Origin of the sequence: Saccharothrix sp. NRRL B-16348 (assembly GCF_001280085.1) — a bacterium.
Lineage (GTDB): Bacteria > Actinomycetota > Actinomycetes > Mycobacteriales > Pseudonocardiaceae > Actinosynnema.
Genome location: NZ_LGED01000198.1, coordinates 15,709 through 31,788, shown reverse-complemented (window position 1 = coordinate 31,788; position 16,080 = coordinate 15,709). Strand labels below are relative to the sequence as shown.

Below are 16,080 nucleotides of genomic sequence, written 5' to 3'. Positions count from 1 at the left end.
CGTCGCGTCGCGCAAGTGATCGCTGTCTCTTCGTAATGATGATCTTTGAGTGTTACCGTTCCGTCGCCGATCGGGTGAAGAAGAGTCAGCGTTCCTAGTGCTGCGCCTGACCTGGCAACGGACGAGGCTGCGGAGCGCTGTGAAGCAGAAGAGCACCACGGAGACGAACTACAAGACGATCCGCTCACGACTCACCGGTGTCGTCGTCGTCCCCAGCATCGTCCTGCTCATCATGTGGGCGCTGTTCTCGTCGTACACCCTGTTCGACGGCTTCTACCTGCGCGCTGTCGCGTCCGGCGTGAAGGACGCTTCGATCCCGGCGGTCCAGACGTTCGCCGCGCTGCAGAAGGAGCGCGAGCTCAGCATGACCGCGCTGAGCCAGCCGGGCCTCGGCACCAGCAACCTCGAGGTGCAGCAGGCCGAGACCGACCGCGCGGTCGTGGGGATGCGCACGGCGTTCGACGAGCTGGCGTCCCAGGCGCCGCAGGAGATCGTCGACAAGATCAACGCGCTCAACGTGCTGCTGGACCAACTGCCGCAGCGCCGCGCCGCCCTCGAGGCAGAACGCGCCTCGAAGACCGAGATCTACACGTACTACAACAGCCTCCTCGACGCCGGTGACGCGCTGTTCAGCGTGCAGGCGCGCGTGGTGCCGGACCACGAGTCCGTGAAGGGCGCCATCACCGCCGAGGAGTACTTCAAGGCGGCCGACTGGATGTCCCGCGCCACGTCGCTCGCGTCGAGCGCGCTGGCCGCCGAGCAGTTCACGCCCGAGGAGCACATCGAGTTCGCCAACCTCGTCGGCGCCTACCACTCCTCCTACGACTCGATCGCGCCCTACGCCCAGCCGGAAGTGCGCGAGCACTACCAGTTCATGATCGAGGGCGACCAGTGGAAGCGGCTGGTCGAGTTCGAGGGCAGGCTGATCCAGAACGGCCCGGATCCGCTCAACGCCGGGTCGCTGCAGGAGTGGCAGAACATCAGCGGCCCGATCTCCGACGAGCTGGTCGCGCTGGTCAGCGAACAGGCGTCGAGCGCGGTGAACGTCACCATGGGCCGCGGCGAGAGCAAGTTCCGCACCGTGCTGATCGGCAGCCTGGTCGCGCTGCTCGCCGTGATCATCGGCATCCTGATCGCGATCCGCACGTCGAACCGCCTGGTCAACCGCGCCCTGATCACGCGCCTCACGGCGTTGAAGAAGGACTCGCTGACCCTGGCGCACGAACGGCTGCCCGACATCGTCGACCGGCTCCGCGAGGGCAAGCACGTCGACGTCGAGGTCGAGGTGCCGCCGCTGGACTACGGCAGCGACGAGATCGGCCAGGTGGCGGACGCGTTCAACGCCGCCCAGTACACCGCCGTCGCCGCGGCCGTCAAGGAGAGCCAGGCGCGCGAAGGTGTGAACCGGGTCTTCCTCGACATCGCGCACCGCAACCAGGGCCTGGTGCACCGCCAGCTGAAGATCCTGGACAAGCTGGAGCGCGAGGAGGAGAACCCCGAGCAGCTCGACGCGCTGTTCCAGCTCGACCACCTCGCCACCCGCGCCCGCCGCAACGCCGAGAACCTGATCATCCTCGCGGGCGAGCAGCCCGGCAGGCAGTGGCGCAAGCCCGTGCGCCTGCTCGACGTGCTGCGCGCCGCGGTCGCCGAGACCGAGCAGTACGTGCGGGTCAAGGTGAACCCCGTGCCGGACACCGCGCTGGTCGGCGCGGCCGTCGCCGACACCATCCACCTGATCGCCGAGCTCGTGGACAACGCCACCGCGTTCTCCTCGCCGAGGTCCCAGGTGCAGGTGCACGCCAGCGAAGTGCCGCAGGGCATCGTGGTGGAGATCGAGGACCACGGCCTCGGCATCAACCCCGAGGACCGCGAGCAGCACAACGCGATGCTGGCCGACCCGCCGGAGTTCGACGCGATGCGCCTGCGCGGCGAGTCGCGCCTCGGCCTGTTCGTGGTCGCCCGGCTGGCCGCCCGCCGCGGCATCCACGTCGAGCTGCGCGACTCGCCCTACGGCGGCACGCTCGCGCTCGTGCTCATCCCGTCCGCGATCGTCGCGGGCCCCACGACGGCGACGGAGCCCGCCGAGACCCGGCAGCTGCCCCGTCGCTCCTTCCACGACATCCCGGAGCAGGGCGACGACTCAGTGCGAGACGCCAGGTTTCCCGACGGTTCCCGAGACCTGGAAGGGTTCTGGGCCCAGGCCGAGGCCGCAGCCAACCAGGATTCCCTTCCAGAGGTCGAACGACTGAGCGGCGGGCTGGACCTGTCGCAGCGCAGCGGCGAGCTGGACCTGCCGCAGCGGAAGCGCGCCACGTCCGAGTGGCCCGCGGACGAGCCGGAGTCGGCCGGCACCGCCGACCGACCCGAACTGCCACGCAGGCGCCGTCAGCAGAACCTGGCGCCGCAGTTGGTGCGCAACGATTTCCACCCTTCGCCCGAACCGCTCCCCGAGGTCGACCCCGAGAAGTCCGCCGAGAGGGTCCGCAAGGGCCTGTCGGCGTTCCAACGGGGCACACGCGACGCCCGTCGGACACCCGCCGACGACCTCGAACCCTGATCAGCAGCAGTGGCCGGACGACTGGAAACCGGAAAGGCAACCCGATGAACGACATGACCAGCCAGCACAACGAACTGAACTGGTTGTTGGAGGACCTGGTCGGCCGGGTGGTCGGAGCTCGGCACGCGGTGGTCCTCTCGGCCGACGGTCTGCTGCTGGGCCGTTCGCCCGGGCTGTCGAAGGACGACTCGGACCACCTGTCCGCGATGGCGTCGGCTTTCCAGAGCCTCGCCCGCGGCACCGGGCGGCACTTCGGCGGCGGCGCGGTGCGGCAGACCATCGTCGAGATGGAGCACGCCTACCTCTTCGTCACCGCGGCCGGCCACGGCGCCTGCCTGGCCGTCCTGGGCGAAGAGGACTCCGACATGGGCATGATCGCCTACGAGATGAACATGCTCGTCAAGCGCGTCGGCACGTACCTGTCCTCGGCGCCGCGCGGCACCGCCGCGGCGAGCCTGCCCGCCGCCCGAAGGTCCTCCTGATGGCGGGCCGCGAGGACTGGTGGTACGACGAGGCCGCGGGCCCGCTGGTCCGCCCGTACGCGATGGTGCGCGGTCGGACGCGCCCGCTGCGGCCGGAGCTGCACCTGGTGACCCAGGTGCGCGCGATGCCGTCGCCGTCGGACCCGGACGCGCTGTCGGTCGAGCACATGGAGATCATGGAGCTGTGCCGGCGCCCGTTGTCCGTGGCGGAGGTCGCGGCGTACCTCGACGTGCCGCTCGTCGTCGTCAAGGTGTTGTTGAGCGATCTCATCCAGCGCGGTGACGTCGTGATCCGAGACCCCTCCCGAGTCCCGCAAGTGCCGGACCGGAACCTGCTCCAGGCGGTGTTGGATGGTGTCCGTGGAATCTGAGCGGCCGGGTGGGGAACTGCTCGTACCCACCCCAGTGAAGATCGTCATCGCCGGTGGCTTCGGCACCGGGAAGACGACGATGGTCAACTCGGTCAGCGAGATACCCCCGCTGCACACCGAGGAGCTGCTCACCGAGGCCGGTGTCGGCGTCGATGACGTGCTGGGCCTGGAGTCCAAGGAGACGACCACGGTCGCCCTCGACTTCGGCCGCATCACCATCAACCCGGAGGTGGTGCTGTACCTGTTCGGCACCCCCGGCCAGAACCGGTTCTGGTTCATGTGGGACGAGCTGGCCTACGGCGCGATCGGCGCGGTGATCCTGGTCGACACGCGGCGGCTGGACAGCAGCTTCCCGTCGATCGACTTCTTCGAGCGGCGCGGCATCCCGTTCATCATCGCGGTGAACTGCTTCGAGGGCGCGCACAGCTACGAGGTCGACGAGGTGCGGCGGGCGCTGGACGTGGACGCCGCCATCCCGCTCGTGCTGTGCGACGCGCGGGACCGCGAGTCGGCCAAGACCGTGCTGGTCAGCCTGATCCAGCACACCATGGACCGGCTCGACGCCATGGCCTGAACGCTCAACGGCCGCCGCAGGGGGGCGCCAGGCGACGCGCGTGCGCGTACGCCGGGTCTTCGAGCTCCGGCTCGTCGACGGTGAACGACACCAGCTCCACCAAGGCCAGCCGGAACGCCGCGGCGATGCCCTCGGGCGGGAACGTGGCGGCGTTCGCGGCGTACTCGGCCATCCTGGCCTGCAACGGGTCGATCGTGCGGCGGTACGCCTGCGCGATCGCGTCACCACCGGTGAACGGCGCCGGGGTCAGCGTGGCCACCTGCTGCTGCAACGACTTGAGCGTGCTGTCGACGTCGGTCAGGAGCGCGACGATCTCGGCCCGGTGAGCGCCGGGCGCGTCGCGCCACCCCGGCGAGATCCGGTTGTGGGCCCGGGACACCTCGATCAGCGCCTGGTCGATCCCGCACACCGTGGCCGCCCACGCCGTCTGCGCGTCGGACGGAGCGGGAGGCGCGCTCGACGACGTGGTGGTCGGTCGCACCTCGGACGTCGCCAAGGGCTCGTCCGAGGAGCAACCCACCGCGGTCAAGAGGATCGCCGTCACCGAGAGTCGACGCAGGTGTCCGTTCACGTCGCCCAACGTAGTGACGCGACCGGGGACCGGGACGGTGGGTGACCGGAACCGGTCACCCGTTCCGCCTACACCACCGGTTCGAGCCGGCAGTTGAAGTGCCGCAACAGCTTCGGCACGTGCGTCAGCCGGTACCCGGGCACCCGCTCGGGGTCCTTCGCGATCTCCGCCAGCGTCTCGCCGACGTACTCCAGGTGGCTCTGCGTGTAGACCCGCCGCGGGATGGCCAGGCGGACCAGTTCGTACGGCGCGGGCTTGAGCAGCTCGCCCGCGTCGTCCAGCTCGCCGAGGTACAGCGAGCCCAGCTCGGCGCACCGGATGCCGCCCGCCAGGTACAGCTCCGTGGCCAGGGCGAACCCCGGGAACCGGCTCGGCGGGAGGTGCCCCAGCAGGCGTCCGGCGTTGAGGTACACCGCGTGCACGCCGGTCGGCCGCACGCTGTCCACCCCCGCCGCCCGTGCCAGCTCGGCCACGTACGCGGTGGCGTCCGCCCGGGCACGCAGGTACTCCGGGTCGGTCACCTCCACCAGGCCCTGCGCCAGCATCTCCAGGTCACGGCCGGAGAGACCGCCGTAGGTGCGGAACCCCTCGGTCGCGATCAGCAGCAGCTCGCACTTGGCGGCCAGCTCCGGGTCGCGGATGGCGAGCAACCCTCCCATGTGGACGATCGCGTCCTTCTTCAGGCTCGCCACGCACCCGTCGGCCAGCCGGAACGCCTCCTCCGCGACCTGCCGCGGGGTGTGGTGCTCGTAGCCGGGCTCCCGCTGCGTGACCAGCCACGCGTTCTCCGCGAAGCGCGCCGCGTCGAGGAAGAACGGCACACCGTGGCGCCGGGCGATCCCAGCCGCCGCCTTGATGTTGGCCATCGACACCGGCTGCCCACCACCACCGTTGTTGGTGATGGTGAGCAGCACGATGGCGACGTCCCTCGGGCCGGACAGGATGGCTTCCAGCGCGTCCAGGTCGATGTCGCCCTTGAACGGCGCGTCGTCGTCGAGGTCCTTGGCGGCCCGGCACGGCAGGTCGACGGCCTCACCGCCGAGGATCTCGACGTTCGCCCGCGTGGTGTCGAAGTGCGTGTTGCTGACGCTGACCTGGCCCGGTTTGAGCAGCGCGGTGAACAGGATCCGCTCGGCCGCACGCCCCTGGTGGACGGGGAAGGTGTGCGGGTAGCCGGTCAGATCCTGCACCACGTCGCGGAACCGGTAGTAGGAGCGCGCACCCGCATAGGTCTCGTCACCGCGCAGTCCCGCCGCCTGCTGCTCGGCCGACAGGGCGCCGGTGCCCGAGTCGCTGAGCAGGTCGATCGTCACGTCGGTGGCGGCGAGGTTGAACGGGTTGTACCCGGCAGCGGCCAGCGCCCGCTCGCGGTGCGCGCGCGTGGTGATCGGGATGGGCTCCACGACCTTGATGCGGTACGGCTCCATCGTGGGCATGGGTGACTCCTAGCCTGCCAGGCTGATCGAACGCGGCGAGGCCACGTCGTAGGCCTCGGACGAGAGGTAGACGGTGACACCGGGGCGCGGCCTGCCCATGCGCAGCGACACGTGGGCGATCAGGCCGACACCCTCGTCCAGCGGACGTCGCGCGATGGTGCGCAGCGCGCTGTCGAACTGCGTGGGGTCGAGGTTGTACTTGTCCATCACCGCGAGCACCCGGCGACGGGCTTCTTCGTCGTCGGCCACGTAGTCCCGGATCGGCACGTACAGGGAATAGCCGCTCGGCGCGGCCGCGTCGCCGTCCAGGAACGTGTAGCTGGAAATGAGCGGGCGCTTGTCGAACGTTCCGGTGCTGCCGCCGGTGAGCAAGCAGAAATCGGGCACCCTGTCCACATCCACGCCCCGCGCGGCGTTCGCGGCACGCGTGACGTCCGTTACATCGGCGGCGTGGTGGGAGATGTAGACCTTCACCCGTGCCCGCCGTTGTTCGACCAGGTCGAGTGCGAAGAAGGAATACTTGTCAAGTCCCGATCTGGTCACCGCGTTGGCCCGCAGCGCCGGGAAACCGGCGGCGAAACCGGTCCGGTCGAGACCCTCACGCACCAGTCCCTCGGCGGCGGCCTCGCCGCGCACTTCCGGGTTGAAATAGACCTTCACCGCCGGTGCTTCGTCGCGGCGGAAAACCAGCGAGTACCAGAACGTGAAATCCCGTTCCGGGTTGGCCGGCAGGAACAGGTCCTTGACCGCGTCGAAACGACGGGTGTCCAGGCTGCCCCGGTCCCTCATCCGGTCGAGCGCGGCGAGCGCCGCCGACGTGTTGGCGACCCGGGAAGGCCTGGTCGCGGTGGGTTCGACGATCGTGCGGAGGGTGGGGGACTCTCCCGCCGCGAACGCTGTCGAGAACTCGACCGGGGTGTGGTCGTCGGCCACGTCGGATGGCCAGGCCGGGCTGGTGGAAACCGGCCGGAGACCGCCGGGTCCGAGGGCGTCCGCGAGCAGTCCCACGGAATTGACGCTATTTCCCGTGATGCCCAGCGAATGTAGGAGGGCGCTGAGCTGTCGGCCCGTGAAATCGCGTATGGATACTTTTTGAGGGTCCAAGGCGGGGTTCTCCTCGTGGGGGGCGAGTCGAAAGTTACGCTAGGCGAAGCAATCTTGTCCACCAGGCGGCCGTAGCGTGACGTAGGGCACTCTAAAGGCAGGTCACAGGTCCTGTCGATCAGTAACCCCGAGGAAGACGACGGTAATCAAGACTACTCCGAACGGCCTATTGACTAGACCTTCGTCAGTCTTTCGCACTAATCGCGCGGCCACGTTCGATGACGGATCGTGGCATTTTGTGCCCAGGCCGGCCCACGGTACGGTCGATCGTTTGCCGGCTAATGTTCTCCACCATTCGAGACGCTGCTGTTAATTGTTCGGGCAGTTGTTCGAGTGACGGCGGGCGCGGTGCTGTGGTAATGCGTCGGCGGACATGCGGACGGGGCCGCCGATCACAGGATCGACGGCCCCGCGGACGCCCCGGCCCGGGCGGTGGGTCGGCTCAGGACGCGTAGTTGTGGAACCCGCGCCCGCTCTTCTTGCCCAGCAGCCCGGCGTCCACCATGCGCAGCAGCAACGGCGGCGGCGAGTACAGCGGCTCCTTGAACTCCTCGTACATCGACTCGGCGATCGCCTTGGTGGTGTCCAGGCCGATCAGGTCGGTCAGGCGCAGCGGACCCATCGGGTGCGCGCAGCCGAGCACCATGCCGTTGTCGATGTCGTCGGCGCTGGCGAACCCGGACTCCAGCATCCGGATCGACGACAGCAGGTAGGGGATCAGCAGGGCGTTGACGACGAACCCGGCCCGGTCCTGCGAGCGGATGACCTCCTTGTGCAGCACCCCGGTCACGAACGCCTCGGCCCTGGCCTTCGTCTTGTCGCCGGTCAGCAGCGACGGCACCAGCTCGACGAGCTTCAACACCGGCACCGGGTTGAAGAAGTGCACGCCGATGACCTGCTCGGGACGGCTGGTGGCCATGCCCAGCTTCATGATCGGGATCGAGGAGGTGTTGGACGCGAAGATCGCGTCCGGGTCCACGACGATCTTGTCCACCGCCGCGAACACCTCGGTCTTGACCTGCTCGTTCTCCGCGACGGCTTCCACGACCAGGTTCCGGTCGGCGAAGTCGGCGAGGTCGGTGGTGAACCGGAGGCGCTCCAGTGCGGCGTCCCGGTCCTCGGCGGACAGCTTGCCGCTGCGCACACCCCGGCCGAGCGAAGAGGCGATCCGCCCCCGCGCGGCCTCAGTGGCGTCCGGGCTGACCTCGGCCACCAGCACGTCCAGCCCGGCCCGCGCGCAGACCTCGGCGATGCCGGAGCCCATCAGGCCCGATCCCACCACTCCAACACGTTGAATGTCACTCACGCCCCGATCCTGCCAGGGGCCCCGGCCGGGGGCACATCACCACTGGGGTTTTCCACAGCCGACCCGGTGGCGCTCCTCATGGTCGGCCGCCGCGGCGGTGCCTAGCGTTGCCCACGTGATGATCAACACTGCGATTGCCGGCGTCGTGCTGGCCGTGACCAGCACGTTCCCCGCACTGGACGGGTGGGTGGAGCAAGGCTGGGCGTCCGGTGCGCTGCTGACCGTCGAGGACTCCACCGGCACCCGCGCGGACGCGGCGGGCGAGGCGTCGGTCGGCGGGCACTTCCGGATCGGCAGCGCCACCAAGACGTTCGTCGCCACCGTCGTGATGCAGCTGGTGGACGAGGGCCGGGTGGGGTTGGACGACCCCGTCGACCGGTACGTGGCCGGTGCGCCGAAGGGCGACCTGATCACCGTGCGCCAGGTGCTCAACCACACCAGCGGCCTCTACGACTACGCGCACGAGGCGGGCTACTCGACCAACCGGTGGCGCGGCGCGGACCGGTTCCGGACCTACCAGCCCCGGGAGCTGCTGGACGTGGCGTTCGCCGGGACGCCCTACTTCGACCCCGGAGAGGGGTGGCACTACTCGAACACCAACTACATCGTCGCCGGGATGCTGATCGAACGCGTGACCGGGCGGACCTACGGCGACGAGGTGCGCTCACGCATCCTGCGCCCGCTCGGCCTGACCCGCACCACCGTGCCGGGGCAGTGGCCGGGCCTGCCGCACCCGCACGCCCGCGGCTACACCGAGGTCGGCGGACGGCTGGTCGACGCGACCCTGATGAACCCGTCCCTGGACTGGGCGGCGGGCGAGATGATCTCCACCGCCGACGACCTCAACCGGTTCTTCGACGCGCTCCTGAGCGGCAGGCTGACCAGCGCCGCGTCCCTCGAAGCCATGCGGCAGACGAGGAACGACACCGGCACGATCTTCGCTTACGGCCTGGGGTTGCAGCGGTTCGACCTGCCGTGCGGCCGTTCGGTGTGGGGTCACGGCGGCGAGCTGATCGGCTACCTGACCTACGCAACCCGCGCGGACGACGGCACGCGGGCCACGTTGTCCTACAACCCGTTGCCGACCGAGGTGCCCGCGGCCGCGGTCGTGGGGCTGTTCAGCTCGGTCTACTGCTGACTTTCACCCGAACCCCGCACCCGTCGGCAACGGCGGGTGCGAGGCTGTGGGCATGGGCATCGAGATCGCGCTGATCCCGTTGGGCGCGTCGGTGGTCCGCAGCGCGCTCAAGCTGTGGCTGGGGGACAAGTCGGTCACGGCCGCCGTCGGCGGCACCGGGGTCGACCTGCTGGAGAAGCGGCTGACCGGCGCGCTCGACCAGCGCAAGCTGCGGCGGATGGGCGAGCAGTTCACCGACGCCGTGGTCGAGCGGGTCCAGCCGATCATGGACGCCGAGTACCGCCGATTACCGGAGCACGAGCGGCTCGCCGCGATCGAGGCCGTCCGCGAGACGTTCGACCGGGCCGCGCTGGACGACGACGACCTGTTCGCCGCCGACCTCGACGCCCGCCGGCTCGACCGGCACCTGCGCGCACGTGCGGCCGACGCCACCAACGGGCTGTCCACGGACGGCGCCCAGCTCTACGGCCTGCTGCTGCGCGAGTGCGCCGGGTACGTGATCGAGATCGCCCGCAAGCTGCCGCCGTTCGGCCCGAGCGCGCTGACCGAGATCCTGCGCCGCGAGACCGAGGTCATCACCGGCATCCGCGACGTGCTGGCCCGGCTGCCGCAACGGCGCAGCTCCACCGACTTCTCCTACGACTACCGGCAACTCGTCGCCCGCACGCTCGACCAGGTCGAGATGTTCGGCGCCACGCTGTCCGAGGCGAGCCGCCGCTACCCGCTGTCGGTGGCCTACATCAGCCTCACCGCCGACGGCGCGGCCACCGACTACCTCACGCCCGGACGCCGGGTGGAGGACCTGCTGGCGTCCGGCGACCGGATCTTCGTCCGCGGTGAGGCGGGCCTGGGCAAGACCACCCTGTTGCAGTGGATCGCGGTCCGCAGCGCGCAACGGGACTTCCCCGAGCCGTTGACCAGGTGGAACGACACCATCCCGTTCTTCGTGCCGCTGCGCCGTTACGCCGACCGCGACCTGCCTCCCGCCGAACGGTTCCTGGACGAGGTCGGCCGCCACATCGCCGACGAGATGCCGCCGGGCTGGGTCCAGCGGCAACTGCGCTCGGGCCACGGCCTGATCCTGGTCGACGGCGTGGACGAGCTCGCGCCGCACCGCCGCCAGGAGGCCCGCGAGTGGCTGCGGTCGCTGGTCCTCGCGTTCCCCGCGGCGCGGTTCGTGGTGACGTCACGCCCGAGCGCCGTCGACCCGGACTGGTTGGCGGCCGACGAGTTCGCCGTGGCGTCCCTGCAACCCATGACGCCCACCGACGTGCGGGTGTTCGTGGAGCGCTGGCACGACGCCATGCGCTCGCAGCTGTCCGACGACCTGGCCCGCGCCGAACTGGCCGGCTACCAGCGACGGCTGCTGGAGCAGTTCGGCGCGCGGCACCACCTGCGCAAGCTCGCCGGCTACCCGCTGCTGTGCGCGTTGCTGTGCGCCCTGCACCGCGACCGGCGCGGCCACCTGCCGGACAGCCGCATGGAGTTGTACGACACCGCGTTGCAGATGCTGCTGGAACGCCGTGACGCCGAGCGGCGCATCGAGCCGCTGCCGGGGTTGACCCGGACCCGCAAGGTCCTCCTCCTCGGCGACCTCGCCTACTGGTTCATCCGCAACGACCTCACCGACGCGCCGGTCGACCGCGCGATCGGCCAGGTCGAGCGCCGGTTGACGTCGATGCCGGAGGTCGGCGCGTCCGCCGAGGACGTCTACCGGCACCTGCTGGAACGCAGCGGCCTGCTGCGCGAGCCGGTCGAGGGCCGGGTCGACTTCGTGCACCGCACGTTCCAGGAGTACCTGGCGGCGGCCGCCGCGATCGACGTGGACGACATCGGCACGCTCGTCTCCCACGCGCACCTCGACCAGTGGCACGAGGTCGTGGTGATGGCCGCGGGCCACGCGTCGAGCGGTCGGCGCGACGAACTGCTCGACCGGCTCCTGACCCGCGGGGACGCGGTCAAGGCGCACCGCGCCGCCCTGCACCTGCTCGCCGTGGCGTGCCTGGAGACGGCGCCCGAGCTGACCCCCGCCATCCGCGACCGCATCCAGGACCGGGTCGCGCGCCTGCTGCCGCCGCGCTCGGTCACGGCGGCCAAGGCGTTCGCCTCCGCGGGCGCGTTCGTGCTCGACCTGCTCGCCGCCTCACGACCGCGCACCGAGGCCGAGGTCGCCGCGACCATCCGCGCGGCCGCCGCGATCGGCCTGGACGACGCCCTGCCGCTGCTGGCGGGGTACCGGTCGGACACCAGGGCACGCGTGCGGCAGGAACTGGTCCTGGCGTGGAACAACTTCGACCCGGAGGCATACGCGTCCACCGTTCTCGCGGACGTGCCGGTCCAGTCGGTCAGCCTCACCGACCCCGACATGGCGCGCGGTCTGCGCCACCTGAAGCACGTGCAGCGGGTGCAGTGCGCCGCGCCACCGGGTGCGCTGGACTTCGTGCCGCCCCAGGTCCGGGTGCTGGACCTGCTCGCCAAGGGCGAGGTGGACCTCGGCACGTTGGACACGCCGGCGTTGACGCACCTGCGGGTCGTGCGCCCCGGCAGGCTGGACGTCGCGCCGCTCGGCCTGCTGCCCGCGCTGCGCTCGCTCCGCGTGACGGCCGTGGAGACGACCGGTCTCGACGGCCTGCGCCGCCAGTCGGACCTGTCCCGCTTGAACCTCATCGGCGGCTGCGACGTCACCGCGCTGGCCGCGCTCAGGCGTGGTTGGGGGTTGCGGGTGCTGAAGCTGTACGGCATCCGCGGACTCCACGACCTGCACGCGTTGACGTTCCTGACCGGTCCGGGCGAGCTGCGGGTCGAGGACGCGCGCCTGCTGAACATCGACGCGGTCGAGCGGTGGGCCGGGACGCTCCTGCACCTGGTCCTGCGCAAGTGCGGCACCCTCGACATCGGGCCGATCGCCGCGTTGCGGAACCTGGTGAAGCTGGACCTGGCGCACACGACGGTGTTCGACCTGCGGCCGTTGGCCGGGCTGTCGCTGTTGGAACGGCTGGTGGTCAGCTCCACACGGGACCCTCGGGCGCTGGCGCCCATCGCGGGCCTGCCCAACCTGAAGGAGATCGCCTTCACCGAGGGCAGTCCGGTGAACCTGGCCGCGTTCGCCGGGCGTCGCGGGCTGCTGGTGAAGGTGCAGGGGCTGATGACCAAGGTGGTCGGCGCGGAGCTGCTGGGCGAGGGCAGCGCCGTCGAGGTCGTCTCGACGGTGTCGCAGCGGGTCAGCCCGTGACGCCGAAGTCCTGCGTCCAGTAGGCCTTGTTGTTGCCGTCCACGGCGTGGGCCACGCCGAGGTCGCGCAGCTCGCAGTTCACGATGTTGGCCCGGTGGCCCTCGCTGTTCATCCAGGCGCGCACGACCTCCTCGGCGGTGCCCTGACCGGCGGCGATGTTCTCCGCCATCAGCCGGAAGGGGTACCCCGCATCGGTGACGCGTTGCCCCGCCGTGCTGCCGTCCGATCCGGTGTGGCTGAAGTTGCCGGTGCGCGCCATGTCGTCGGTGTGCCGGCGCGCCGCGGCGGCGAGTTTGTCGTTCGGCACGAGGTCCGGACAGCCCGCGGCGGCGCGTTCCCCGTTCGTCAGCGTCAAAACCCGGTCTTCGTAGGTCGGCGCGGCGAGGGCCGGAGTGGCCGTGACCAGTAGCGCGGCGGCGGCCAGACCGGCCGTGAACGTCCTGGATCCCATCGCTTCTCTCCTCCTCGTGTCGGCGTCTCGTTGTCAAGGGGTTCCCACTCCCGGGAAGACCTGTATTCCACGATCGGTGGAACCGGTGGTGACGTCGTGTCAACCGACCCCGAGGGTCACGTCGTCTGGGGGGTGGAGGTAACGATGCGCAGTGATCCGGGGTCCCCAGAGGGGTTCGCCGAGTTCGTCGCCGAACGGTCCGACTCGCTGGTCCGCGCGGCCTGGTTGCTGACCGGTGACGAGCACAAGGCCGAGGACCTGGTCCAGGTCGCGCTGGTCCGGCTGTGGGAGCGCTGGTCGAAGGTCGACGAGCCCGGCGCCTACGCCCGGCGCGTGCTCTACACGACGTACGTGACCTGGTGGCGGCGGCGGTGGCGGGCGGAGACGCCGTCCGCCGCGGTGCCGGACACCGTGACGCGGGACGACGTGGCGGGTGACGCGGTCGTGCGGCTGGCCGTGCGCGCCCGGCTCGCGCGGTTGAGCAGCCGACAGCGGGCGGTGGTGGTGCTGCGGTACTTCGAGGACTGCAGCGTGGAGGAGGCGGCCCGGGCGCTGGGCTGCTCCACCGGGTCGATCAAGACGCACACGTCACGCGCGCTCGCCGTGCTGCGGGAGGACGCCGTGCTCAGGACGTTGATGGAAGAGGGGGTAGTGCTGTGAAGGGATTGCGCGACCTGCTGGCCGACGCCGTGCCGGAGCTGCCGGAGGTCGACCGGGTGGCGGAGGTGGGCCGGCGGGTGCGGAGGCGGCGCAGGGCACGTGGGGTGGTGGCCACGGGTCTCGTCGTCGCGCTGACCGCGGGCGCGTTGGCGGGGGCACAGTTGTTCGGCTCCGTCCGGGAGGAGAACCCGGTCGCCACCCCGCCGCCGATCGTGATCGTGCCCACGCTCGACTGCCCGGCCGAGGTGCAGCACAAGCCGCCGCGGCAAGGAACGGAGGGTCCGGTGGCGGACGAGTCGGCGGTGAACGCCCTGCTCTGCGTCTACGGCGGGCCGCCGGGCGCTTACTACCGCGCCGAGATCCGGCACGACATCGCGACCGTGGTGCGGGCGATGAACGACTTGTCCGCCGAGTACCCCTACCCGTACAAGGTCGACGGCTGCCGGGCGATCGGGCTCGCGCACTACGCGATCGTCTTCGGCTACCCGGACGGGACGCGGCACCAGGTCCGCGTCGACCTGAACTGCGGCACGCTGTTCCGCGACGACGTCATCCGCTTCGGCGACATCACGCGGCCGGTGGAGGTGTTCGCCGCGATCGTGCGCGCCGACGGCGGCGAGCCGCCGTACCTGCCCGGCGACCGGTGACCGGGTGGCGGTGGAAGCCGCCACCCGACCCACCGGTCAGTCCTTCAACTCCTCCTCGGCCTGCGCGATGGCGGCGAACTCCTCCTCCGGCGCGGCGGCCACCAGGTGGTGCCTGCTGTAGAACCAGAAGTACGCCAGCGCCACCACGACGATGCCCGCGGTGATCCCGGCGGCCAGCTCGTCCACGAAGAACGTCGCCACGACCGCCGCCACCGCGAGCACCAGCGCCGCCCCGGTGGTGACGACGCCGCCCGGCGTCCGGTACGGCCGCGCCAACCCCGGCTCGCGCACGCGCAGCACGATGTGCGACACCATCATCAGCACGTACGACAGCGCCGCGCCGAACACCGCGATGTTGATCAGCGTCGCGCCGCTCTTCATGATCGCCGCGAGGACGAACCCGACGGTGCCGGGCACGATCAGCGCCAGGTACGGCGTCTTGCGCTTGCCGGTCTTCGACAGCCAGCGCGGCAGGTAACCGGCGCGCGACAGCGCGAACAGCTGCCGGGAGTACGCGAAGATGATCGAGAAGAACGACGCCACGAGCCCGGCCAGACCCACGTAGTTCACGATCCGCGCCAGCGCGTTGTCGCCGCCGTACGCCGCGCGCACCGCCTCGGGCAACGGGTTGCCGGACGACATCAACGCCGCCGAACCGGCGCCGCCCGGCGCGAACACGAGGATCGCCGCCGCGAACACCAGCAGCGCCAGCATCGCCCCGATGATGCCGCGCGGCATGTCCTTCTTCGGGTCGCGCGCCTCCTCGGCCGCCAACGGCACGCCCTCGACCGCGAGGAAGAACCAGATCGCGAACACCAGCGCGCCCATGGCCCCGGCGAACCCGAACGGCAGGAAGCTGCCGTCCCCGATGTCGAACAGCTTGGTCGAGTCGAACTTCGGCACCATCCCGACCACGAACGCGATCAGCGCGACCACCGCGACACCGGTGATCACGAACATCAGCCGCAACGCCTCGCCCACGCCGTACAGGTGCACGCCGACGAAGATCGCGTAGCAGACCAGGTACACCGGCCACGAGCTGGTGAGCCCGAACAGCCCGAGCGCCTGCACGTAGTCGCCGATGAACACGACGATCGCGGCGGGCGCGATGGCGTACTCGACCAGGATCGCGATGCCCGTCGCGAAACCGCCCAGCGGTCCCAGCGCACGGCGGGCGAAGCCGTACCCGGCGCCGGCCACGGGCAGCGCGGCGGCCAGCTCCGCCAGGCCGAACACCATGCACGTGTACATGGCGCCCATCAGGATCGTCGCGACCAGCAGGCCGCCCCAGCCGCCTTGGGCGAGCCCGAAGTTCCACCCGGCGAAGTCGCCGGAGATGACGTAGGAGACCCCCAGACCCGCCAGCAGCACCCAGCCCGCGGCGCCCCGCTTGAGCTGCCGGTGCTCCAGGTAGTCGCTGCCCACCTTCTCGTACTCGACGTGTTTGGCCATCTGCGCTCCCTAATGGGTCAGTCGCGCTCCTTTGCAGGGAGAGTGGCGCGCGTCACCGGATCGTGTCAACAGGCACTCCGGCGACGAGTTGCCTGAGCG

At 70.4% G+C, this 16,080-nt stretch carries 14 protein-coding genes; 8 read left to right on the top strand and 6 right to left on the bottom strand.

The annotated features are described in order from the left end of the window. The first annotated feature begins 139 nt into the window (after positions 1 to 139). The 4 genes from ADK67_RS20505 to ADK67_RS20490 are packed head-to-tail and all read left to right on the top strand — an operon-like array spanning position 140 to position 3,984. Positions 140 to 2,557 carry a sensor histidine kinase gene (locus tag ADK67_RS20505; RefSeq protein WP_053718072.1) on the top strand — a complete coding sequence of 806 codons (2,418 nt, stop codon included), beginning with the start codon at positions 140 to 142 and terminating at the stop codon, positions 2,555 to 2,557. A 44-nt stretch (positions 2,558 to 2,601) separates the two neighbouring features. Further along, complete coding sequence (locus tag ADK67_RS20500; protein WP_053718071.1) at positions 2,602 to 3,039, top strand: roadblock/LC7 domain-containing protein; 438 nt, start codon at positions 2,602 to 2,604, stop codon at positions 3,037 to 3,039. Beyond that, positions 3,039 to 3,410 (top strand): DUF742 domain-containing protein, encoded by a 372-nt coding sequence (locus ADK67_RS20495; protein ID WP_053718070.1) that lies wholly within the window; start codon positions 3,039 to 3,041, stop codon positions 3,408 to 3,410. Before ADK67_RS20500 ends, ADK67_RS20495 begins: the two co-directional genes overlap by 1 nt. Continuing rightward, a complete protein-coding gene (locus ADK67_RS20490) occupies positions 3,391 to 3,984 on the top strand; it encodes a GTP-binding protein (protein WP_053718069.1) in 594 nt (197 codons plus the stop codon). The genes ADK67_RS20495 and ADK67_RS20490 overlap by 20 nt, the downstream gene beginning before the upstream one ends. Positions 3,985 to 3,988: 4 nt before the next feature. Here the strand turns inward: ADK67_RS20490 and ADK67_RS20485 are convergent, their stop codons facing one another. The 4 genes from ADK67_RS20485 to ADK67_RS20470 all read right to left on the bottom strand — a co-directional run bounded on the left by ADK67_RS20485 (position 3,989) and on the right by ADK67_RS20470 (position 8,401). After that, on the bottom strand, positions 3,989 to 4,555 hold the full coding sequence (locus ADK67_RS20485) for a hypothetical protein (RefSeq protein ID WP_157620650.1): 567 nt from the start codon (positions 4,553 to 4,555) through the stop codon (positions 3,989 to 3,991). Between the two features lie 68 nt (positions 4,556 to 4,623). After that, entirely contained in the window at positions 4,624 to 5,991 is a 1,368-nt protein-coding gene (locus tag ADK67_RS20480) for a tryptophanase (protein ID WP_053718067.1), read from the bottom strand. Between the two features lie 9 nt (positions 5,992 to 6,000). Continuing rightward, positions 6,001 to 6,999, bottom strand: a complete 999-nt coding sequence (locus ADK67_RS20475; RefSeq protein WP_053718066.1) for a tryptophan dimethylallyltransferase family protein — start codon at positions 6,997 to 6,999, stop codon at positions 6,001 to 6,003. A 538-nt stretch (positions 7,000 to 7,537) separates the two neighbouring features. Beyond that, on the bottom strand, positions 7,538 to 8,401 hold the full coding sequence (locus ADK67_RS20470; RefSeq protein ID WP_053718065.1) for a 3-hydroxybutyryl-CoA dehydrogenase: 864 nt from the start codon (positions 8,399 to 8,401) through the stop codon (positions 7,538 to 7,540). Between the two features lie 118 nt (positions 8,402 to 8,519). Between ADK67_RS20470 and ADK67_RS20465 the strand changes: the two genes are divergently transcribed. Both ADK67_RS20465 and ADK67_RS20460 read left to right on the top strand, forming a co-directional pair. Then, the gene (locus ADK67_RS20465) at positions 8,520 to 9,539 is read left to right on the top strand and encodes a serine hydrolase domain-containing protein (RefSeq protein ID WP_053718064.1); all 1,020 of its coding nucleotides are present in this window, start codon (positions 8,520 to 8,522) and stop codon (positions 9,537 to 9,539) included. Between the two features lie 52 nt (positions 9,540 to 9,591). After that, positions 9,592 to 12,771, top strand: coding sequence for an NACHT domain-containing protein (locus tag ADK67_RS20460; protein WP_053718063.1), 3,180 nt, complete (start codon positions 9,592 to 9,594; stop codon positions 12,769 to 12,771). On the opposite strand, the gene ADK67_RS20455 is transcribed toward ADK67_RS20460, so the two are convergent. Continuing rightward, on the bottom strand, positions 12,761 to 13,222 hold the full coding sequence (locus ADK67_RS20455) for a CAP domain-containing protein (protein WP_082403639.1): 462 nt from the start codon (positions 13,220 to 13,222) through the stop codon (positions 12,761 to 12,763). The two genes, ADK67_RS20460 and ADK67_RS20455, sit on opposite strands and share 11 nt — an antisense overlap. A gap of 144 nt (positions 13,223 to 13,366) precedes the next feature. On the opposite strand from ADK67_RS20455, the gene ADK67_RS20450 reads away from it, so the two are divergent. Together ADK67_RS20450 and ADK67_RS20445 are read left to right on the top strand one after the other, a co-directional pair. Beyond that, positions 13,367 to 13,882, top strand: coding sequence for a SigE family RNA polymerase sigma factor (locus ADK67_RS20450; protein WP_053718062.1), 516 nt, complete (start codon positions 13,367 to 13,369; stop codon positions 13,880 to 13,882). Next, positions 13,879 to 14,529 (top strand): hypothetical protein, encoded by a 651-nt coding sequence (locus ADK67_RS20445; RefSeq protein WP_053718061.1) that lies wholly within the window; start codon positions 13,879 to 13,881, stop codon positions 14,527 to 14,529. Before ADK67_RS20450 ends, ADK67_RS20445 begins: the two co-directional genes overlap by 4 nt. A gap of 36 nt (positions 14,530 to 14,565) precedes the next feature. Here the strand turns inward: ADK67_RS20445 and eat are convergent, their stop codons facing one another. Next, positions 14,566 to 15,981, bottom strand: a complete 1,416-nt coding sequence (gene eat / locus ADK67_RS20440; RefSeq protein WP_053718060.1) for an ethanolamine permease — start codon at positions 15,979 to 15,981, stop codon at positions 14,566 to 14,568. Positions 15,982 to 16,080 lie beyond the last annotated feature (99 nt).

Coding starts and splice junctions, on each gene's coding strand:
- ADK67_RS20460 (WP_053718063.1), top strand. CDS start 9,592: ATGGGCATCGAGATCGCGCTGATCCCGTTGGGCGCGTCGGTGGTCCGC.
- ADK67_RS20465 (WP_053718064.1), top strand. CDS start 8,520: ATGATCAACACTGCGATTGCCGGCGTCGTGCTGGCCGTGACCAGCACG.
- ADK67_RS20450 (WP_053718062.1), top strand. CDS start 13,367: ATGCGCAGTGATCCGGGGTCCCCAGAGGGGTTCGCCGAGTTCGTCGCC.
- ADK67_RS20490 (WP_053718069.1), top strand. CDS start 3,391: ATGGTGTCCGTGGAATCTGAGCGGCCGGGTGGGGAACTGCTCGTACCC.
- ADK67_RS20480 (WP_053718067.1), bottom strand. CDS start 5,991: ATGCCCACGATGGAGCCGTACCGCATCAAGGTCGTGGAGCCCATCCCG.
- ADK67_RS20495 (WP_053718070.1), top strand. CDS start 3,039: ATGGCGGGCCGCGAGGACTGGTGGTACGACGAGGCCGCGGGCCCGCTG.
- eat (WP_053718060.1), bottom strand. CDS start 15,981: ATGGCCAAACACGTCGAGTACGAGAAGGTGGGCAGCGACTACCTGGAG.
- ADK67_RS20455 (WP_082403639.1), bottom strand. CDS start 13,222: ATGGGATCCAGGACGTTCACGGCCGGTCTGGCCGCCGCCGCGCTACTG.
- ADK67_RS20500 (WP_053718071.1), top strand. CDS start 2,602: ATGAACGACATGACCAGCCAGCACAACGAACTGAACTGGTTGTTGGAG.